Source organism: Rhizobium sp. WSM1274, assembly GCF_025200775.1.
Classification (GTDB): Bacteria; Pseudomonadota; Alphaproteobacteria; order Rhizobiales; family Rhizobiaceae; genus Rhizobium; species Rhizobium leguminosarum_I.
The window spans coordinates 1,060,803-1,079,029 of the sequence record NZ_CP104138.1 but is presented as its reverse complement, the minus strand read 5'-3'; the positions used below and the strand labels follow the sequence as shown (position 1 = coordinate 1,079,029).

At 59.5% G+C, this 18,227-nt stretch carries 16 protein-coding genes; 3 read left to right on the top strand and 13 right to left on the bottom strand.

What is annotated here, in order from left to right; all coding sequences use genetic code 11:
* Positions 1 to 225: 225 nt before the first annotated feature.
* A complete protein-coding gene (locus tag N2600_RS05490) occupies positions 226 to 639 on the top strand; it encodes a GFA family protein (protein WP_260298350.1) in 414 nt (137 codons plus the stop codon).
* A 105-nt stretch (positions 640 to 744) separates the two neighbouring features.
* Here the strand turns inward: N2600_RS05490 and N2600_RS05485 are convergent, their stop codons facing one another.
* On the bottom strand, positions 745 to 1,611 hold the full coding sequence (locus N2600_RS05485; RefSeq protein WP_260298884.1) for a LysR family transcriptional regulator: 867 nt from the start codon (positions 1,609 to 1,611) through the stop codon (positions 745 to 747).
* Positions 1,612 to 1,680: 69 nt separating this feature from the next.
* On the opposite strand from N2600_RS05485, the gene N2600_RS05480 reads away from it, so the two are divergent.
* On the top strand, positions 1,681 to 2,655 hold the full coding sequence (locus tag N2600_RS05480) for a quinone oxidoreductase family protein (RefSeq protein WP_260298348.1): 975 nt from the start codon (positions 1,681 to 1,683) through the stop codon (positions 2,653 to 2,655).
* Between the two features lie 14 nt (positions 2,656 to 2,669).
* Here the strand turns inward: N2600_RS05480 and N2600_RS05475 are convergent, their stop codons facing one another.
* From N2600_RS05475 to N2600_RS05430, 10 genes are all read right to left on the bottom strand, one after another.
* On the bottom strand, positions 2,670 to 3,173 hold the full coding sequence (locus N2600_RS05475) for a hypothetical protein (RefSeq protein WP_260298346.1): 504 nt from the start codon (positions 3,171 to 3,173) through the stop codon (positions 2,670 to 2,672).
* 431 nt (positions 3,174 to 3,604) lie between these two features.
* Entirely contained in the window at positions 3,605 to 4,786 is a 1,182-nt protein-coding gene (locus tag N2600_RS05470) for a glycoside hydrolase 5 family protein (protein WP_170263330.1), read from the bottom strand.
* Positions 4,787 to 4,802: 16 nt separating this feature from the next.
* Positions 4,803 to 6,182, bottom strand: coding sequence for a hypothetical protein (locus N2600_RS05465; protein WP_260298345.1), 1,380 nt, complete (start codon positions 6,180 to 6,182; stop codon positions 4,803 to 4,805).
* Between the two features lie 2 nt (positions 6,183 to 6,184).
* Positions 6,185 to 7,186, bottom strand: a complete 1,002-nt coding sequence (locus tag N2600_RS05460; protein WP_162119573.1) for a glycosyltransferase family 2 protein — start codon at positions 7,184 to 7,186, stop codon at positions 6,185 to 6,187.
* Entirely contained in the window at positions 7,179 to 8,009 is an 831-nt protein-coding gene (locus N2600_RS05455) for a hypothetical protein (RefSeq protein WP_311319299.1), read from the bottom strand. The genes N2600_RS05460 and N2600_RS05455 overlap by 8 nt, the downstream gene beginning before the upstream one ends.
* Positions 8,006 to 8,893: a DUF6492 family protein gene (locus N2600_RS05450; RefSeq protein ID WP_260298343.1), complete on the bottom strand. Its 888-nt coding sequence runs from the start codon at positions 8,891 to 8,893 to the stop codon at positions 8,006 to 8,008. Before N2600_RS05450 ends, N2600_RS05455 begins: the two co-directional genes overlap by 4 nt.
* The gene (locus tag N2600_RS05445) at positions 8,890 to 10,989 is read right to left on the bottom strand and encodes a hypothetical protein (protein ID WP_260298342.1); all 2,100 of its coding nucleotides are present in this window, start codon (positions 10,987 to 10,989) and stop codon (positions 8,890 to 8,892) included. The genes N2600_RS05450 and N2600_RS05445 overlap by 4 nt, the downstream gene beginning before the upstream one ends.
* Positions 10,976 to 12,136: a glycosyltransferase family 4 protein gene (locus tag N2600_RS05440; RefSeq protein ID WP_260298341.1), complete on the bottom strand. Its 1,161-nt coding sequence runs from the start codon at positions 12,134 to 12,136 to the stop codon at positions 10,976 to 10,978. Before N2600_RS05440 ends, N2600_RS05445 begins: the two co-directional genes overlap by 14 nt.
* Before the next feature lie 26 nt (positions 12,137 to 12,162).
* Positions 12,163 to 12,879: a glycosyltransferase family 2 protein gene (locus tag N2600_RS05435; RefSeq protein WP_246726267.1), complete on the bottom strand. Its 717-nt coding sequence runs from the start codon at positions 12,877 to 12,879 to the stop codon at positions 12,163 to 12,165.
* A 175-nt stretch (positions 12,880 to 13,054) separates the two neighbouring features.
* Complete coding sequence (locus N2600_RS05430; RefSeq protein WP_260298339.1) at positions 13,055 to 14,311, bottom strand: polysaccharide biosynthesis/export family protein; 1,257 nt, start codon at positions 14,309 to 14,311, stop codon at positions 13,055 to 13,057.
* Positions 14,312 to 14,986: 675 nt separating this feature from the next.
* On the opposite strand from N2600_RS05430, the gene N2600_RS05425 reads away from it, so the two are divergent.
* Entirely contained in the window at positions 14,987 to 15,940 is a 954-nt protein-coding gene (locus tag N2600_RS05425; RefSeq protein ID WP_260298338.1) for an NmrA/HSCARG family protein, read from the top strand.
* Position 15,941: 1 nt separating this feature from the next.
* Here the strand turns inward: N2600_RS05425 and N2600_RS05420 are convergent, their stop codons facing one another.
* On the bottom strand, positions 15,942 to 16,862 hold the full coding sequence (locus tag N2600_RS05420) for a LysR family transcriptional regulator (RefSeq protein ID WP_260298336.1): 921 nt from the start codon (positions 16,860 to 16,862) through the stop codon (positions 15,942 to 15,944).
* Positions 16,863 to 17,127: 265 nt separating this feature from the next.
* Positions 17,128 to 18,168, bottom strand: a complete 1,041-nt coding sequence (locus N2600_RS05415; RefSeq protein WP_260298334.1) for a LacI family DNA-binding transcriptional regulator — start codon at positions 18,166 to 18,168, stop codon at positions 17,128 to 17,130.
* Positions 18,169 to 18,227 lie beyond the last annotated feature (59 nt).

Sequence of the window (18,227 nt, the reverse complement as noted above, 5' to 3'; positions counted from 1 at the left end):
TCTCAGACTTAGTGATCAGGGCTCCGCATGCCCTCCGGCCTGAAGTGGCCAGATGGGTCACCCTCTAGACTTCGGCATTTCCGCGATCTACATTTGAGCCTCTGTGAGCCTGAAATTGTATCAGGTCTCAGCCCCTTTGCATCGCCCACCCTCACCATTTGCGGTTCGGGCCTGCGCTTCACCCCCATTCAACGCAATTTCACCGCGCAAGCGGGAGGAGTTTCCATGGCCAATGCCCAATGCGCCTGCGGCGCTCTGAGACTGACGCTCAGCGAGCCGCCACAACTGACTGCGCTGTGTCACTGTTTGGCTTGCCAGCGGAGAACTGGCGCGCCGTTCAGCGCAAATGCTTTCTACGCGATCGGCTGTGTCGAAATCTCCGGAATGTCTACAGAATTCATTCGTACCGCCGAGAGCGGTCGCAAGGTCCGAATGCATTTTTGCCCCACCTGCGGCTCGACCGTCTATTGGCAGGCCGATGCTGCGGCGTCCTGGATCGGGGTGGCGGTCGGCTCCCTTGCCGACCCGGCCTTCGCGCCACCTGCCATGTCAGTCTTCGAACAATCCAAACATAATTGGGTGCAGCTTGACGAAGCGGTAGAGCACTTTCAAAGCCATCCAACCCTCCCATTGAAATGAATTGACGCGGGAAGGTCGGTGAGCGCACGGGCTTTCAGTCCGGATGCCACGCTGCCGACGCGTTCAATGACTGCCTCTCCCTTTGCTGCCCCGGCCAACTGAGCACTACTTGCCGAGAGCGCTCTTCAACGCATCGACGACGACGCGGACGGAGGGGACGTCTTTGATATCAGAATGGACAACCAGCCAGACCTCTCTTGTCAAAACCTGTTCGGTCTCGATGCGCTGGAGACCGCTGGGCCCCGGGGCGGCGAAATCGGGGAGCATGACGACACCGGCGCCAAGGCTTGCCGTTGCGGCCTGGAACTCCAGAACGGACGACCGCAGCGCGATCGGCCGGCCGGCGGCCAGTTCGGTCAGCCGCAGTTGCTGCGGTGAGGCGTTCATGGTTTCGTCGTAACCGATGAAGGTCCAGTCCGACGGGGAAACCGTTTCGAGATAGGTCCTTGATGCGTAGAGATGGAAGCTCATTTCGCCGAGCTTGACGATGGCGTAATCGCCGTCCTCGGGACGCGACATGCGCACGGCGATATCCGCCTCTCGTCTATTCAGCGACGCGAGGCGCTTTTCTCCGACGAGGGTAATCTGAACACCCGGATGGTCTCGCCTGACGGCGGCGATCGGCTTTGCGAGCAGCACACTTGAGAGAGCGGGCGGCGCGCTGATCCTCACATGGCCACGCAATTCCGTGGCACTGCTGCGGCCAAGCTGCTCGATTGCCGCAGTCTGCGCGGCGACAAGAGCTGCGTGCCTGGCAACCTGCTCTCCGTCCGAAGTCAAAATGATGCGCCGTCCGCGGCGGTCTACCAGCTTGCGTCCGAGACTGGCTTCAAGCGACGAAATGCGCCGGCTGATCGTCGCATGTTCGACGCCGAGCTGCTTTGCGGCGCCAAGCAACGTTCCCGACTGCGCGAGCGCCAGGAAATGCCGAAGGTCGTCCCAGTCGAGTTGTGTGAATTCTCTCCCAATCATTGTGAAGCTATAGGGAATTTTCACACATCACGCCATCGGTTAATTTGCGCCCATGAAGGAGCACGAGAGATGACCGACCAAATCATATGGCTGAGCGCCCCCGGTGACGTCACCCAGTTCCATGTCGAGGAGCATCACCATTGTGAACCTCCCGGCGATGGTGAGATCAAGATCCGTCATCAGGCGATCGGAACCAACTTTCTCGACGTCTATCACCGCAAGGGCATCTACCCCATGCCTTCCTACCCCTCGGTGATCGGCGCCGAGGCGGCGGGCATCGTCGAAGACGTCGGTCCTGGCGTTTCCATGTTCCAAAAGGGTGACCGCGTTGCCTATGCCGGGCCTCCGGTTGGAGCCTATCGCTCCACGAGGAACATTGCCGCCGAAAGGGCGATCAAGCTTCCGGATGCCGTTTCGGCGAAAACGGCAGCGAGTTCGCTGCTCAAAGGCATGACCGCCTACATGCTGTTGAAAAAGACCTATGATGTGCGTGCAGGAACACAGGTTCTGATCCATGCTGCTGCGGGCGGGCTTGGAAGCATCCTCGTTCGCTGGGCCAAATCGCTCGATGCCACGGTGATCGGGACGGTCGGCTCTTCCGAAAGGGCCGCACTCGCCGCATCTTATCGAGCCGATCACCTCATTGTTGGACGAGGCGCCGATATCGTCTCGGACGTGAAGCGGCTGACGAACGGGCTTGGTGTCGACGTCGCCTATGACGGGATCGGCGGCGACATGCTTCTCAAGAGCCTACGCTCTGTCCGCCCATTCGGCATGGCCGTCACCATCGGCCAGGCCGCCGGTGCTATTCCACCGGTGCCCGTCGAGGAACTGCGCCCGGGCAAGGCGCTCTGCCATCCGAGTATCATGGCCTGGTGCGCTGACATCGGACAGTATCGCGAGGCTGCTTTCGCTGCCGTCGGCGCGATGGAAACAGGGATCGTCGCGCAGATCGGTGCCGAATATCGTTTGGCCGATGTTGCGAAGGCGCACGAAGAGATGGAGTCCGGACGTTCGGCGGGCAGCATCCTGCTGATACCCTGATTGGTCAGCGATATTTATTTTGGCTTACGCAGATGGAGAGATCCAGTCGGAATAGGAACCACACTGGCAAGTCGTTGGCCTACTACCGTACCGATTGTGGCAACGCCGGGCGTGTTCCTGGATGCGGGTTCGATCTGGCGAAGAAACAGTCCGGTATCATCTGCAAGAGATCCGATGGTAATCATCGGCTCATCGTCGACGAAAAGTATCAATCCAATGCCGGATCCAACCTTATCCTCCACCCTGCATGGAACGGCTCGCAGTTCGGTCTCCGCGTTTGTCGAAAACAGGGATTTCACAAGCCCGCCAAGTGCTTCGATATTATTGACGAACGGCCGCACGACAAGCGTGACCGCCTCTTTTTCAGATAGGGTGAGTTCGACGGAAAACTGAGCCGGCGCAGATCCGGTTGGCAGGCAAGCACTATAGAGCTGAAAACTCGCGGCGCGGGCGAAATTCAAGCGTGTATCTTGGGATTCGGCTTCGACGATTGATTGAAGAAAGCGTGAAGAGTTCACTGCCGCAATCCCTATTTCGATTCGGGCTAGCCCGATGATGATTTACGATATCGCATCTGGGAGCGAGCCGTCCGCATTATTCATATTGCCGACTGCTGACCTTCGAAAAATCTCCGGTTTGTCCCCGATATCCCGGATATTCCGCGAATATTTGGCGAAGCTGCAGGCCCAGTTTAGATCGCAAGAAAATATGGAAGCATTTAGGTCAATACGCCGTTGAGATCGCTATCCCTTGTGCGTTCGCGCGACCATCCCGGTTCGCGGGCGCGCTTCCGATCGTCGTGTCACGCCCGTTTTCGTCTTGAAATCGGTTTCCGCCGTCGAGCGATATGCCACATGTTGTTGGCAGCCATCAAATCGAATGGCAACACCCGGTGCCGTACCCGCGACATGCGTTAATGCTGGACGGCGGAATGGCTTCGGTGGACCGATTATTGAAGCTTGAGGGCGGCGTCGCGCAGAGCCTGCCAAGCAGGGCTCCCATCGTTATGGATGTCGAATTTGTCGTAGTCGTCCTGGGGATAGAGGCCCGAATCCTGCGTGCTGGTGAGCCGCCAGACCACCCAACCTCCGCAATCCGAGGTGGCGATCGTATTCAGCCAAGTTCCATAGGCGTTTGCCTGATCGGCATCGGATCGCGGAACTCCAAACTCCTCCAGGATCACCGGTTTTCCGATGCTTCGCCCGATCGCGCAGTATTCGCGAATGCGGGCATCGAAATCGGAATGGCTCATTTTGGCGTAGGATGGGTAGCCATGCCACGTGCCGAAATCAACGCTCGGAATATTCATATCCGCCAGCTTCTGATCCATGTTCCCATGGCCCGTCGTGACGAGCTGTTTCGGCGCCAGGGATTTGACATAGGCTGACATTTCCGACACCCACTCATAAAGGAGCGGTTTGGGATGGATGTCAGGTTCGTTGGCCAGATCCCAGGCAAATATGGTGGGGTCGTCGGAATAGCGCACACCGGTAATCGTGTTGACGCGCGACAGAACATGCCGAACCCATTCCTTGTAATCGCGTCGGGTTCGCGGATCAGCGGCAAAAAAGGTGTATTTGTCCGAACTCCCGTACCAGGCGTTCATCTGCTGGGCACCGCCCGTGTAGGCCCAGAAATCGACGAATGCGAGGATCAGCTTAAGCTTGCGCTTCGCCGCTTCCGCGATGAGGTAATCGACCTTTTGCAGGCCGTCAGGTCCGTCGTTGGGAACCATCTTGTTGGTTATCGGATCCCAACTCATCATATAGATGCCCTTGGTTCCGAGGTTGCCGGAATCGGCCGTGCTCTTTGAATTCCAGATCGTCGGCACCTGGCCGTCCAGCGACCCTATAACCGGTTGCAGGAAGGTGCGCACCACATTGGCGCCCATTGCCGTGGCATCGTCCAATACGCGGGTGACTTCGCCTGACGAGCCAAATGTCAGATAATGGTTGTTCACGCCGGCCACGCGAAATGGCTTGCCGTCCAGCAGGAAGCCCCCCTCTTTCGTCGTGACGAAAGATTGCTGCGCGGATGACTGCGCGTCCGCAGATCCGACTTGAGCAGACCAAAAAAGCGCCAGCGCCGCAGCGCCGATAGCGAAATCCCGGAAACGGTGAATACGCCTCATGCTAAGAAACTCCCTTTCAAGCCCGTGACGCAATTCCGATTTGGTCTGTCTGGTCGAGGGAATTGCCGTATGTCGAGACACCGCCAGCCGTTGATGGCGCGGCGATGGACGGCGTCGCAGTGCGCCGTGTGGCCCAATACAATGCCGGGCACAGAAGCAGGCCTTCCAGCGAAACAGCAATGACCCAGAAGTCGGCTGTGGCTGCGATCCCGAATCGCGCACCGCCGGCGGCGGCCACGATCTCCAACACCGCACCGCCGATCAGAACGAGCGTGGCAAAGCCCAGGCGCCGTCGGACACGTTGAACCGCCAGATAATGATACTTCGACGCCATTCCGAAAGCGGCAACGCCCAGAAACTGAAGGCCATTTCCTGCAATCACAGCATAGGCCGGATTGAATATCCAGAGCATGAAGCGCGACAGGAAGAGGAACGCCAAGGCGGTCGCCGCGCAGACCAGCATCGACAAGCCGAGCGACAGGCGCAGGCGCGCGGGAAATAGCTCTGGCTCCCGCACAGCGATGGCAAACAACACCGAGGCGAGTGACGCAGGGACGAGAAGCGCAACGTTCAGCACCGTCCAGGCGGCATAGAAGGCGGCGTTGATCTCAGCAGACAGCATCACCGTGACGACGAAAGGCAGCAGCAGCGCCGGCGCCTGAACAGCCATGCTGAGCGCGTGATGGCCGAAAACCTGTCCGAGCATCGGGCGGAAGGCGCGGATCTCCGGCCGGTGGAAGACGCGCCTGCCGGCATAGACAAGAAGCCCGGCCACGACGACCAGCGAGACAAGCTGCCCGGCAAACCAGGTGGTGAAGATCGCCAGTTCGTTGGTCGCCCGGCCAATTGTCAGGCCGAGAGCGATCAGGAGAAAAAGCTTGCTGGCGGCGAAGACGACATTCCGGGCCAGTTGAAGGCCGCTCCGCAGGAGGCCGACCATGGCTTGGTCGAGCACGAGCGTCACAGCCGTCAGAGCGCAAGCCGCGACGAAGAAGAGATCGGTCGCGGAGGAACCGACGATCGAGCCAAGCTGGGTCGATGTACAGGCTGCGATAGCAAGATAGATCAGCCCCACCACGATGGAGGCGCTGAACGAGGCCAGGAGGGCGCCCGTCAGAAACGGGCCTGCTCTTTGCTGACGGCCCATCTCGCCCATCAGGAAGGGTCCGAGACCGACTTCACCGAGATTCGCGAGGAGATTCATCAACGATATGGCGGCGGCGGCGAGCCCAACAGCTTCGGCCGAGAATGTACGCGCTGCGAACCACCAGTAGACGAAGCCGAGAATGGCCGTCATCAACGTTCCAAGCCCCAGCATGCCTGCATTGAGGAGCAAAACCGCCTGGTTCATCAGGAGGCTGCGGACGTTAGCGATGGCGGCGCTGACGGTCATCATGCCTATTCCACCCGTTCGAGCGCGCGAGCAGGAACGGAGGTGAACCGTCGCGTAAGGGCCGCGCGGGTCCTGCCGAGAGCGAATCCGGCCGCGGTGGCCCCTAGGCCGGCGGCCAGGGCGACGGCGCGAAGAAGGCCGCTCGGCTGGCCAAGCAGCACATCAGCAAATCCCCGCATAAGCCCTTGGGGCAAGGTCCTCGTCATATAGGTCTTTTCCGACGCCAGCGCCTCGCCGGAGCCTGCCATCAACGATAGGCTGGCCTTTGAAAGCCCTTCGGCCCAGCATCGATGAAGGAAATATTTCCACGTCGCACGATCAGCGGGTATGGCGTGATCGCTGCCGCTGGACGGCTCGAAGACGAAACGGCCATGCGGCAAGGCCTTGGTTGCACGGATGCAGAGTTCGGTTTCCTCGCATCCGAGCGGCAAAGCCTTGGCCGTTCGGCCCAAGCCGGAATCGAAGCCGCCCGTATGATCGAAGACGGAGCGGCGGATGCACATGGACGCGCCGATGAGGTTGCGCACCGGCCCCGGATGAAGGCCGCGATAGGTGCAGCCAAGGGTCCACAGGAATTCGTCGGGAAACCAGGACGGACGATCTGTTTCCCACAACGGGCGGATAGCGGAGACGGCGCCCAGAACCGAGGGATCCTCGAGTTGCCGCACCAAGGTTGCCAGCAAATCCCGATCTGACACGGCGTCGTCGTCGAGAAACAGGATGACCTCGCCGCGGCTGGCTGAAATCCCGGTGTTGCGGGCGCCGGAGAGGCCGGGCGGATGAATATTCTCGACGATCCTGACGGGGGTTTCGAAGCGCTTGGCGCGCAGACGCAGCGCCAGTGCCGGATTGTGATCGACGATGACGACGATCTCGTCCGCGGCCGGGACCTGACGCGTTGCCGCCTCCATTGCCTTGTTGAGGACGTCCCAGCGCTTGTCGGAATAGCAGCAGATGACGATTGCCGTCGTGAGCTTACCGGGCACGGGAGGCTGGAAATTATCCATTTTTCGTCTCCGGATCAGCGAACTGAAGGGTCATTCCGGTCGGTGCCGGGGACTGGCGCGTGTCGATGGTCATCCAGACCTTGCGGTAGATCGTTCCCCTGTCGCCGCTCTTGTAGAGCCAGGCTTCCAGCCGTGCGGGGGCGCGCGTTTTCGTTGGTACGGAGAATTCGAAAGTTTGGCTGGAGGAAGGTGCCAGCTCGAAGGTTGGCATCTGTCCAATCAACGTACCGCCCAGAACGAGGTCAAGACTGTAAAGCGTCTTGGTGTCTTCCGAATTGCGCACGCCGACCGTTACCGCATTGTTCGTCCAGTTCCATTTGGGCACCATCCAAAACTCGGTGAAATGAAACGGCTTACGTTCAAGCGCGACCGGGCGCGCCATGAGGACGGAACTCGTCGCCAGGATCATGGAAACTGCGAAGATCAAAAAACGGCGGCCGGGCCAAGCCCAGGGAATGGCTGGAACCGCCCTTGCGAGCGGCAAAACGACATTCAGGCACCGAAGGGCGATGGTCGTCAGGCCCAGGGCGTAGACCCAGCCGCGCGCATCGAGATGCCCGGCGACATGCAGCAGAAGCCCCAGAAAAATGCAGGCCGCGAAGCTCAGGAACACCGCGAGCGTTCCCCTTGTGACCGTATCGCCCTCTATGCGCAGGGTATCCACCAGCATGCGGCCCGGGAGATATAGGATCAGCGGCGCGCAGAGCGCCAGGCGAACCGCCTTCTCCGAGGTCGAAAAGGTTCCGGGCAGCCACGTTACGGTCAAGACAGCGGCAAGAATCCACAGCGGAATGATCCCCAGAAAGACACGGCGGGCCATCATCGGGGGCGAGCTCCTGCATCTGCCCATGCCGTCGCGCCGACGATCTGAGCGGCGCCCGGGTTCACCTTCATCAGCTTCTGCCGGATCACGTTTGGGTCGAAGGATTTCTGGACGAGATGAACGATCTTGCTGTCCAGCCGGCTCAGCGTGAGGCCGAGGCGGCTATGGATCTGCGTCAGATAGGCCCCGCGCGCATCGCGCATCGTCGGCGACTGGTGCATCACATCGAGCAGAAAGACGGAATAGAGCGTCCATTCCCCGAACCGTGTCTGGTCTTTTGACGCGCTGAGACCCTTGAGCAGCTCGACGTAGGGTTTCGAGCCGTATTTCGACGCGATATAGTCATTCAGCGCGATGAGCCATTCGCGCTTGAAGCAGAAGAAATCGTTGATGAAATCGACGTAGCGAAAAGACCGGGCCGGCTCGACGCCGAGGATCTTTGCAACATTGCGCAACCGTTTCTTCTCGAAACGGCAGTGCAGATCGGGAAGCCTGTGGCTGGAATAATAGAGAACCGGTTGGCGCCGGTCGATCAGATCGGTCGTCGCAATGGGCCGCAGCAGCAGTGTATCCGCACCGAGATTACAGAAATGCTCGGTCCGGCAGAATTCGAAGGCGCGCAGCTTGATGATCTGCTGCCGAAACCAGCCGGGAAGTTCCAGTTCGCTGGCCGAAAGCCAATCGTTGTCGCCGGTGACGGCGGCGCCAGGCACGAGACCCTTCGCGTCGAGGAAGGCTCTTAAAGCGGCCGGGTTGTCGGTGACCATGGTCAGGTTTCCCTTGTCGGGGAAATGCTGCTGGTAGGAGCGAAGGGACGCTTCGAGTAGATATTCGATGTCCCGCGAATGGACGCACATGAAAGCGTCGATACGGCTATCGATCATTGTAAATCTCCGTCAGTTCGTCCCAAGGATTGAACCGGCTCTCCGGTCCGCTTGCGAGGGGCGGCGGGCTGCCGTGTTTTCCCGAGCCGCCCCACGTCGAAAATGACCATGAAGCCGTTGTCGAAGGTGCGGTCGACATCGGGCTCGGAATTGAACTTAAGCAGCGACGACGCCTGGAGGGGGACCATGTGGTTTCGGTCTTGCGCGCCGCCGTCGAAATAGACGCCGACGCCGGGCAGGCCGGTGGTCATGCGCAGGTCGACCATGACGAAGCCGATGCCCTGGTCAATCAGCAGCTGACGTTCCATCGGGCCGAGATCGGCTGCGGTGATGGCCATGCTCGTATCTTGCCCACTCTCAAGCGTGGTCGAGACCTTTTGCCGGCCGTAGGTGGACAGGAGCAGGCGATTGATCCGATCGGTTGCGAAATTCTGGTCGCCGCCCAGCCATTCCTTGGTCCACATTGCGGCGCTGATCCCCATCGGTTCTATCGACGAGGAGTCGGCTGACACTTCATAGGCGGCCGGAACCAGGATACGTGGTCCCTCGGAGCTGATGACGCCAGCAATCAGCACCGTCGTTGCGGCGGCGGCAAGCGCCGTTGCGCGCAGCCAGCCACGCGACGTGCCGTGCCAGAACGCCGCGACGGCCACCGCGACGACAATCGCGACGCCGAGGAAAGATAGCGAGCCGATGCGGTTGCCGATCTCCCACCCACTGCGCGTCAGGCGGAAGATGATACTGACGGGATAGGCCAGCGTCGCCAAAACGAGGATCTCGAGAAGACTTGAGCGCCATAGGCGCCATCTGGTCGGCGGCCAGAGGATGCTCGCATCCCGGTGCTGCCCATTGAAAACGAGCGAGCGGAGAAAGCCGGTGAGAAGCCCCAGGCAGATCAGCGCGACGCCTGCCATCGTCAGGTAACGTTGCCAAGCAGGCGCCAAGGCTCCCGTGTCCGACACGAAAAGCCTACGCGTCGCGGTCGAATTCGATACGAGTTGCGCTACCTCGTTTATGCCGCCTTCCAGTACGGGAAGGATGTAGCCGCCGGTGGGGTTCCCGACGATCTTCGACCAGGCGACCGGAGCAATCACGGCGATCGAGGCCAACAGGATCGCCTGCCGCCTCTGCATGGCGGACGCGCCCTGCCGCAGGCATTCCATCACCGCCGTGCCGCACAAAAGGGCCGTGCAAAAATAGGAGGTGAGATGATGAGTAACCGCGAGCGCCACGATCAGGACCATGGTGGCGACGACCGTCGGCCAGGCTGCCGTGTCGCTTGGCTCCATACGTCGGCTTTCCGAAGCCAACAGCACCGCCGCAAGCATGGGGATCGCCAGGCTTTCATAGGAGTAGTGGACGTCGAACAGCAAAAACGTGGACGAGCCCATGTAGATCAGGCAGGCGATGGAGGCGATCCGCGCAGAATCCGTGATCTTCTCGAAGAGCAGGAATAGCGTGAGCATCAGCACCATCCGCGCTGCCGCCAACACGATGAGGCCTGCCGCGAAGACGGACAGTCCGGACAGGTTGACCAAGGCGGACGTTATGAGCTCCAGTCCGGGATAGAGCGGGCTGACCGGCAGAAGGGGATTGGGCAGGAACAGTCGCCGCGCCTCCAGAATGTCGTTCACCGTCGCCCAGTGCAGGAATTCGTCATGATCTATGAATGCGACGGGTGCGCGGATGACGCGTACCACGAAGAGGGCTGAAGTGACGATCACTATGAGCGCCAAGCGCTCCAGGCGGCTGGCTCCCGGATGGATGATCCGCGCCGCTGGCGGGAGAAAGATCGCGGCGATGACGGTATAGAACGTCGGAACCGCCCAGCCCTCCCCCAGCCGACTGGCATTTGCGGCAAGTGCGATCACGACAAGGGCGCAACTGCATAGCAAGGCAAAGACCGGCGACATGCCCAGCGACGAAGGATCGGCAATGCCCCCGACTGCGCTGTCCTGCCTGCGCAGGCCCAGAAATGCCGCGATCCATAGATCGATGCGTGGAATGGAAACCCTCTCTCTATAGCCGTGACGATAAGCTCCCTCCTGGTAGGCCTTCTGCTGGCCTGGAGAAGCCCGTCCCTTAACAACGGTCATCGTGCTTCAAATCTCCAAGCAGTGCTGGACCGGTTCGCAGTTCAGGCTGCTGATGCGAAAATACGCGTCTGTACACCGTCAGCAGCCGGTCCGTGCAATCGTCCCAGTCCGGCAACCTCGTCTCAATTGAGATCGGCCCGGCGTCCATGGTGGCGAGCATTTCACGTGCGGTGAAGTCTGGCGAAGCGTTGAGCGGAATGGATCGCACGAGGCCCTCCTCAACCAGCTCCCGAAAGCCTGATGTGTCGGTGGTCAGGACGGGAGCCTTGACCGAAAGCGCCTCCATAACCGCGACGGGATGAGCTTCATAATCGCTGAGGAGCACGACAAGTGCGGCCGAAGACAAAAGATCGGCCATTGCGGACCGGTCGGCCGGCGGAATTGCCCCGATCTCGACGCGGTTGCCGAGCCCGAGCTCGGCCACCTGCTGACGCAGCTTCGCCTCATAGGGGCCTTCTCCCAGGATTCGAAGGCGCATATCAGGGAATTTCGTTGCCAGCACATTAAAGGCAGCAAGCGCCCGATGATGACCTTTATAGCGCTCCAGCCTGCCGAGCGAGACAATCAGCGGCTTGTCGTGAGGTGAAGGGGATCGCCGCCCGGACTTTTCCGGCAGGCGCGCGCCATTGGGGATAACGATGAACCGGTCTCTCGCGATTGCCATATTCTGGCTGAATAGGTCCGCTTCGAATCGCGACACGCCAATGAGTTGCCCTGCCCTGGCAGCCAGAGGCGCAAGCATTCTGTGTTGGAAGCGCCGGATCGAGGATCGAAATGGTGACGAATGGCCACCGCTGTGAAAGGTGACTACGAAAGGAAGCCCCTTGCGCGATGCGGCGGCCATTCCGAGCGGTGCCAGGAACGTGTGGTAGCCCTGAACATGCATTAGGTCCCAATCACCTTCGGCGACCGCCTTGAAGACGCCGGGGGCGAAGCACCAATCCCGCCCACGGGGAAAGGTCTTCAGCCTGATAATCTGCACGCCGTCTCGGGTTTCCGCTGCCGGAAGAAGGCCATCGGGATTGCCCGTCAATACCGTCACCGCATGCCCCTTGGCCACGAGCCGGGTTGCGACCTCGCTTACATGGGTTTCCGTTCCTCCGGCATAAGGCAGGTATCTCGCGCTGAGCATCAAAATGCGCATCATGCGGCCTCGCCAATTACATCCAGACCTCAGGACATGCCCTGCTCGAGGACTTGGACGCCCGTCGGCGTACTGACGCGTTCCCGGAAGATCGTCTTCAGCACGCGCCAGCCGTCCGGAAGGGCACGCAGATTGCTGACGCCGTAGATGCGCTCCGATTCAAAGCTCGCGACTTCCATGATTTTGAGCTTGTTCTTCAGGGCCCGCAAATTGATCAGCGTCTCGATTTCGAAGCCGTCGCAATCGGCACGCAGCAAAGGAACATGCCGTCTCCAAAAGCCCATGTAGCCGTAGCACAGATCGCTGAAAGAGCTACCATACAGCATCCGGACCAGCAGGGTCAGGCCCAGATTGCCGAACCGGCGGATGACCGTCATGTCGCTGGTTCCGCCACCCTGCATAAAGCGCGAACCCTTGACGAAATCCGCACCTGCAACAAGAGCCGCGACGAACAGGATGATTTCGTAAGGATCCATCGAACCGTCAGCATCCAGCATCACGATCATATCACCAGATGCGGCTTCGAAGCCCGTCCGCAATGCGATGCCTTTGCCCTTCTTAGGCTGAAGTACGATCTTGACATCATCGCGCATGCTTCGCGCTATGTCAGGCGTTCCGTCTGTCGATCGCCCATCGACGATGATGATTTCATGCACCCATGTCGGTATGCGGGGCAAAAGCAGCTTAATGTTTTCCGCTTCGTTCAAGGTTGGAATGACGAGCGAGGTCCTTGGCAAATTGAACATCGGACCTTGGACCGGCATCGAGGAATGCGAGGCTTCTACAGCTTGTATTGCAGACATAAGCTCTCCTTGGCGTTTTGGACCGCGTGACAAATCGCAAATCGACGATGCCTCTGAGCTCTTTGGCCGAGAGGAGGACTAAACTCTCCCCAGTCGGGGAAGGGTATGTGGCTGCGTCTCAATGTACTTTGATCAGATCGCCAGGCTGTAAGACCGTTTCTTCGGTAGCAGGTTCGACTGTGACTCCATCTGGTCCAGGCCGAACGATTTCAAATTCAACACCGGCGCTATCATTCGACGATACCATCGACCGGAAGATTTCAAGATCGCTCTCGGTCGTCTTCAATGCCGTGGATAGGCCTCTTTCCGCATCCGCTGCCGACTTCTCGATCTCGATCTTGCGTTCGATACGATCGCGCTCAACGTCCTGTTTCGCTGCCGCCAGCCGCTGCTTTGCGCTCTCGACATCGATGACGGCTTGCTGCTTTCGATCTTCCGACTCGGTCAGTTCGCTTTGCGCCCGGGTCAATTCGATGCTGGTGACAAGCTTGTTTTTGGCCAAATTCTCGATACTTGCCAGCCGATCCTGACGGACCCGAATGGTGGCATCATAATTGCCGACGCGGGCCTGACGCAGATCGAGATCGGCCTGAGCATCGGCAACAGATTTTGCGTAAGCACTGCTCTGCGCATCCTTGCTCGTCGTTATCAATTGGCGCTGCCATGTCTCATCATCCAGCAACCGTTGGGCATCGGGATCGGGACCGAGAATTGGTGCACCAATGCTGGCAATTTGCACGGAATCGCGCTTCGCCCTGAGCACCTCGGTTCGCGACGCAAGCCGCTTCAGATCGGCCAACTCAGTCTTCAACCGCTCGATCTGGCGTGTAATTTCCACACTCTGCCACGGCTCAATACTCTTCGCCGCCATGCCACCCGCTTGCGCAACGGCATGCAGAACGGTCATGCCATCAACATATCGAAACGAGCCGGGATTACGAACCGGGCCGGTAATATAAACAGGCTGGTGCTCAATCTTGACGATATTCACGAACCCCTTTCTGCCGACCAAATTTTCGTACGAAGGAAGAATTATCGCCTCGACATCCGCCGGAGGAAGCCCTCGAACCCGGAAGCGTCCCAAAAGCGGAAGCGAAATCGTTCCGTCCGCTTCAACGACGTATTCGCCAGTGAGTTCGGGGCGCTGATAAAAGTTCCAGGGAACCGTGCCCCGTGAACCCGTCCAGCGGTCTTCGACGGAGGCCAAGCTTTCGTAAAATGCCAGATTCAATTTATCGCCTGAGCGAAGACCGTCACGCAACAATTGAGGCTGCCGGGCCAAAGTCTCACCAGGTGTCACAACCGAGACCGTTTCCGTAGGCGAAGGCAACTCTTCCGCTGCTGGCGTCAATGGAACAATTGCTGCAAACACCATGCACAGTATTGTTTGATGTAGGCGAGAACCGATTCTCGACCTATATTGAGGTATCGCTGGAGATATTATCTTCGAAAGCTTCATGTTTCGAATTTCCGCTTTGAAAGCGATGGACACCCTCTAATCTCTTTAAGATTAGCATAATATTAACCATATTCAACAGTACTTAACAATGATTAATACATCTTACTGGCAGGCTAATATCCTGAGTCGGAAAGAATTCAATGAAAGTAATATCTTGCGGCGACCGGGCAGCACTTCAAAATCCTTGGCTTTATGGGTTTATTTGACGATCAGCAGGGTGAAATTTGCAACGTAGCTCTCAGCTTTAGTCCATCAGAGCCGCCATTGGCGAAGAGATGTCTGAGCCAATGCCGGCACTTGAGAAATGGTTTTCGAGGACGACATTTGCGCCGTCGCGATCCTGGATGTCGACATCATTCCGCGCGGGTTTCGGCGTTGTGATCCGGGATGGCGAACCGATTTGTATCCGCGGCTGGCCGGCCACTTATCCATAAAATGGAATTATATTATGCATTTCAGATATCTACAGCCATAGAACCTGCTGCGATAAGGTGCCCGTCATCGAGGTGGGCTCTCGGCACTGGCCGACCGTCCTCCCCCGCAAAATGACACCGCAGTCGGTGTCAATGACAGGGAAAGGTTTAAAGCTCTATGTCTGTACATGAAAAGCCACTGATCGCGATTGCCGGTGCAACGAGCAAGCAGGGGCGCAGCGTCGCGGCGGCCCTCCTTGAGAGCCAGCGTTTCCGGGTGCGTGCTTTAACCCGGAAAAAGGATTCGCCTGAAGCGTTACGTCTGGAGGAACGCGGCGCTGAAATCCTAGCCGTCCCTCTCGAGCTTGGCCGTCAAAGGGACCTCGTTGCCGCCTTCAAAGGCGCGGATGGCGCATTTCTGATGACGCCGCCGATCGTCCCGCCGGAGACGATCGAGGCTCCTCTCGGGCGGCAACTGGCGGATGCCGCCGTGGAGACCGGCGTCGGGCATATTGTTTTCAGCACGCTTGAGAATGTCGACAAGATCACCAGCGGCACGAAGTATGCGCCGCATTTTACCGACAAGGCGCGCGTTGCAGACTATATTCGCAGCCTGCCGATCTCTCATTCCTTCATCATGCCGGCATTCTTCTACACGAATCTGCTCGAATATTATGTGCCGCGCATGGAGGGCGATACGCTCCTCCTGCCGGTCTATCTTCCTGAAGATTTTCGAGCGCCCTTTGTCGATCCGCTGACGGCGACCGGGCCGGTCGTGCTTGAAATTTTCTCAAACCCCGAGCGCTACAACGGCAAGACGCTGCCGATCGTTGGCGACATCATTTCTCCGCGGGAGATGGTCGAAACCTTTCAGCGCGTGACCGGGCTCAAGGCCGCGTATCGAAACGCTTTCACCCGGGATGGCCTGCTGCGCTATTTTCCCGAGTTTGCCGCCAACGAATTTCTCGTTCGTGAGATTCTGGGGATGGTGGAATATGCTGTCGACTATGGCTATTTCGGCAAGGAGCACGATCTTGAATGGAGCCGTCGCCTGAACCCCGACACGCTCAACTGGGAGCAGTTTCTAAGAAAGACGGGGTGGCGTGGCGATAAGCGGTCCTTCGGTCTATAAATTACGATGGCCGGATTCCCGGTAATCTGGAAATCTCGGCGACGAGAAAGTCGACCAGAAGCCGAACGCGGGCAATGGCGGCACGCTCCGGAACGATCAGCAAGCTCACCGGAACCGGTAAAGGACGATAGTCGCCAAGCACGACCTCGAGTTGGCCGTCGTCCAGAAGATCGTGGACCAACCAGAGGTGTGCGGGACCAATGCCGCGTCCGGCGGCAAAGGCTTCGCGCGCCGCAAGCCCGTGATCGACGCGCAACTTGCCGCTGACAGGGATCATCAGGCTCGTGCCATCGGGAGAGGAAAGAACGAGTTGATCGCTGCCGGCCACATTGGACATTACGACGGTTTCGTAGCGTGACAGATCGGCTGGGCGTTCGGGCCGTCCATGGGCCGACAAATAGGCCGGAGCGCCGACCAGCAGACGATGGCTTTCTCCGAGCGCATGAAGTTTCATTGCGCTGTCGGCGAGAGGTCCAAGACGGAGTGCGACGTCGACGCCTTCGCGAACCAGGTCGATACGCTCGTCCGTCAGGTTGAGGTCGACCCGGATGTCCGGATGCCTGTCCTGGAAATCAAAGATCAGGCGCGTGATGTGCATCACGCCGAGCGCTGCCGTACAAGAAAGCCGAACAGCGCCTGCGGGGGCCTGACGGGCATCTCTTGCTTCTTCAGCAGCCTGTTCGACCAGGCGCAATATCTGCAGGCAGTTGGTATAATAGCGGCTGCCCTCGTCGGTCAGGGTGACGCGACGCGTGGTGCGGCTGAGAAGCGGTACGCCGACAGCCTGCTCAAGTTCATTGAGGTGCCGCGTCACGGTGGATTGACCGACACCCAGCTCTCTTGCGACCATCGACAGGTTGCCGCGTTCGGCGACGCGAACGAAGGTGCGCATTCTGTCGAGAGACAGTCCGGTATTATCCATTTTTCAGCACATTGATCCTCATTCATTCCATATAGGGAATAATCTGGGCTGTGCCTAGCCGTATCAGAGCGGAACACCCTCTGCCAAAGAGATCGCCGACACCAGCCCCTCATCCGCCTGCCGGCACCTTCTCCCCGCTCGCGGGGCGAAGGGGATATGTCGCAACCTCTCCGTGCCTCGCTACCTCCCGCAAGGCACGTCCCCTCGCCCCGTTTACGGAGAGAGGGCGAGGGTGAGGGGCAGCCATTCGCGCGAACGGGACAGCTTATCGCGTCGAGCCGCGTGGGATGATCGAGAAGCCGCAATCGACCTTGCCTTCGCCGGGCGGTTCGCCGCGGATGGCGCGCAGCAGCATGTCGGCGACGCGGTAGCCGATATCGTAGCGCGCAATCTGCACCGTCGTCAGCGACGGCTGGGTGAAGGCTGAAAATTCCAGATCGTTGAAGCCGCAGATGCCGACATCCTCCGGCACGCGGATGCCGCGCGCGGCACATTCGATGAGCACGCCCAGCGCCAGATGGTCGCTTTGGGCAAAGACGGCATCGATATCCGGCACGCGCTGCAACAGGCGGGCAAACAACTCCCGGCCAAGGCCGGTGCTGCTGCTTCCCTCATCTCCGCCAATGGCGAGATCGGGATCGAAACGGCCGGCTTCCCGAATCGCGGCCTCATAGCCTTCCTTCCGCCGGCGCGAGCGAATATCCGTGCCGCGGCCGATGAAGCCGATCCTTTCATAGCCCCTCGACAGCAGGAAGCGGGTGGGTTCTGCGCCTGCAGCATGATGATCAAGGCCGACGACCAGCCTTGCCGGCTCCTGGCTAAGATCGGTGATATGGGCGATCGGACAGGTGGCATCCTTGATCAGCGGCAGGAGATCACCATAAGATTCGGCGCCGGCGATGATGACGCCGGCCGGCTTCTGCGTCAGGAAGGATCTGAGCTCGCCGGCCTCGCCGTCGGCGTGGTGGAGCGTACTGGAATATTGCACGCGGAATTCGGTGGCGCGCAGGCAATCCTCGATGCCGATCATCAGGCCGGCAAAGCCGTGCTGGTGCAAAGCGGGCGTGATGACGCCGATGATGCCGTTATGGCGGCCGGCCAGAGCCCGGGCGGCAAGATTGGGGATGTACCCCATCTCGGCTACCGTGCGCAGGATGGTCTGGCGCAGATCCTCAGAGACAATTTCGGGATTGCGAAGCGCGCGCGAAATCGTGATCGGGCTGACCCCCACCTTCTTCGCCACATCGCTCAACTTCACATGCGCGCCGCGCCTGGCTTTCCGCCCCCGCTCCACTGCTGCCCTCATCCCCCCTTATACGTCGCCCGCGAGACTCGCCTGCCCTCGAATCGCGGCCGTTACTTTTT

What these genes read in the sequence shown, in the direction of transcription:
- N2600_RS05455 (WP_311319299.1), bottom strand. Translation starts at nt 8,009, where the DNA reads ATGATGGCCCGCCGTGTCTTTCTGGGGATCATTCCGCTGTGGATTCTT.
- N2600_RS05465 (WP_260298345.1), bottom strand. Translation starts at nt 6,182, where the DNA reads ATGATGACCGTCAGCGCCGCCATCGCTAACGTCCGCAGCCTCCTGATG.
- N2600_RS05425 (WP_260298338.1), top strand. Translation starts at nt 14,987, where the DNA reads ATGTCTGTACATGAAAAGCCACTGATCGCGATTGCCGGTGCAACGAGC.
- N2600_RS05470 (WP_170263330.1), bottom strand. Translation starts at nt 4,786, where the DNA reads ATGAGGCGTATTCACCGTTTCCGGGATTTCGCTATCGGCGCTGCGGCG.
- N2600_RS05490 (WP_260298350.1), top strand. Translation starts at nt 226, where the DNA reads ATGGCCAATGCCCAATGCGCCTGCGGCGCTCTGAGACTGACGCTCAGC.
- N2600_RS05460 (WP_162119573.1), bottom strand. Translation starts at nt 7,186, where the DNA reads ATGGATAATTTCCAGCCTCCCGTGCCCGGTAAGCTCACGACGGCAATC.
- N2600_RS05440 (WP_260298341.1), bottom strand. Translation starts at nt 12,136, where the DNA reads ATGATGCGCATTTTGATGCTCAGCGCGAGATACCTGCCTTATGCCGGA.
- N2600_RS05415 (WP_260298334.1), bottom strand. Translation starts at nt 18,168, where the DNA reads ATGAGGGCAGCAGTGGAGCGGGGGCGGAAAGCCAGGCGCGGCGCGCAT.
- N2600_RS05430 (WP_260298339.1), bottom strand. Translation starts at nt 14,311, where the DNA reads ATGGTGTTTGCAGCAATTGTTCCATTGACGCCAGCAGCGGAAGAGTTG.
- N2600_RS05485 (WP_260298884.1), bottom strand. Translation starts at nt 1,611, where the DNA reads ATGATTGGGAGAGAATTCACACAACTCGACTGGGACGACCTTCGGCAT.
- N2600_RS05445 (WP_260298342.1), bottom strand. Translation starts at nt 10,989, where the DNA reads ATGACCGTTGTTAAGGGACGGGCTTCTCCAGGCCAGCAGAAGGCCTAC.
- N2600_RS05450 (WP_260298343.1), bottom strand. Translation starts at nt 8,893, where the DNA reads ATGATCGATAGCCGTATCGACGCTTTCATGTGCGTCCATTCGCGGGAC.
- N2600_RS05435 (WP_246726267.1), bottom strand. Translation starts at nt 12,879, where the DNA reads ATGTTCAATTTGCCAAGGACCTCGCTCGTCATTCCAACCTTGAACGAA.
- N2600_RS05480 (WP_260298348.1), top strand. Translation starts at nt 1,681, where the DNA reads ATGACCGACCAAATCATATGGCTGAGCGCCCCCGGTGACGTCACCCAG.
- N2600_RS05420 (WP_260298336.1), bottom strand. Translation starts at nt 16,862, where the DNA reads ATGGATAATACCGGACTGTCTCTCGACAGAATGCGCACCTTCGTTCGC.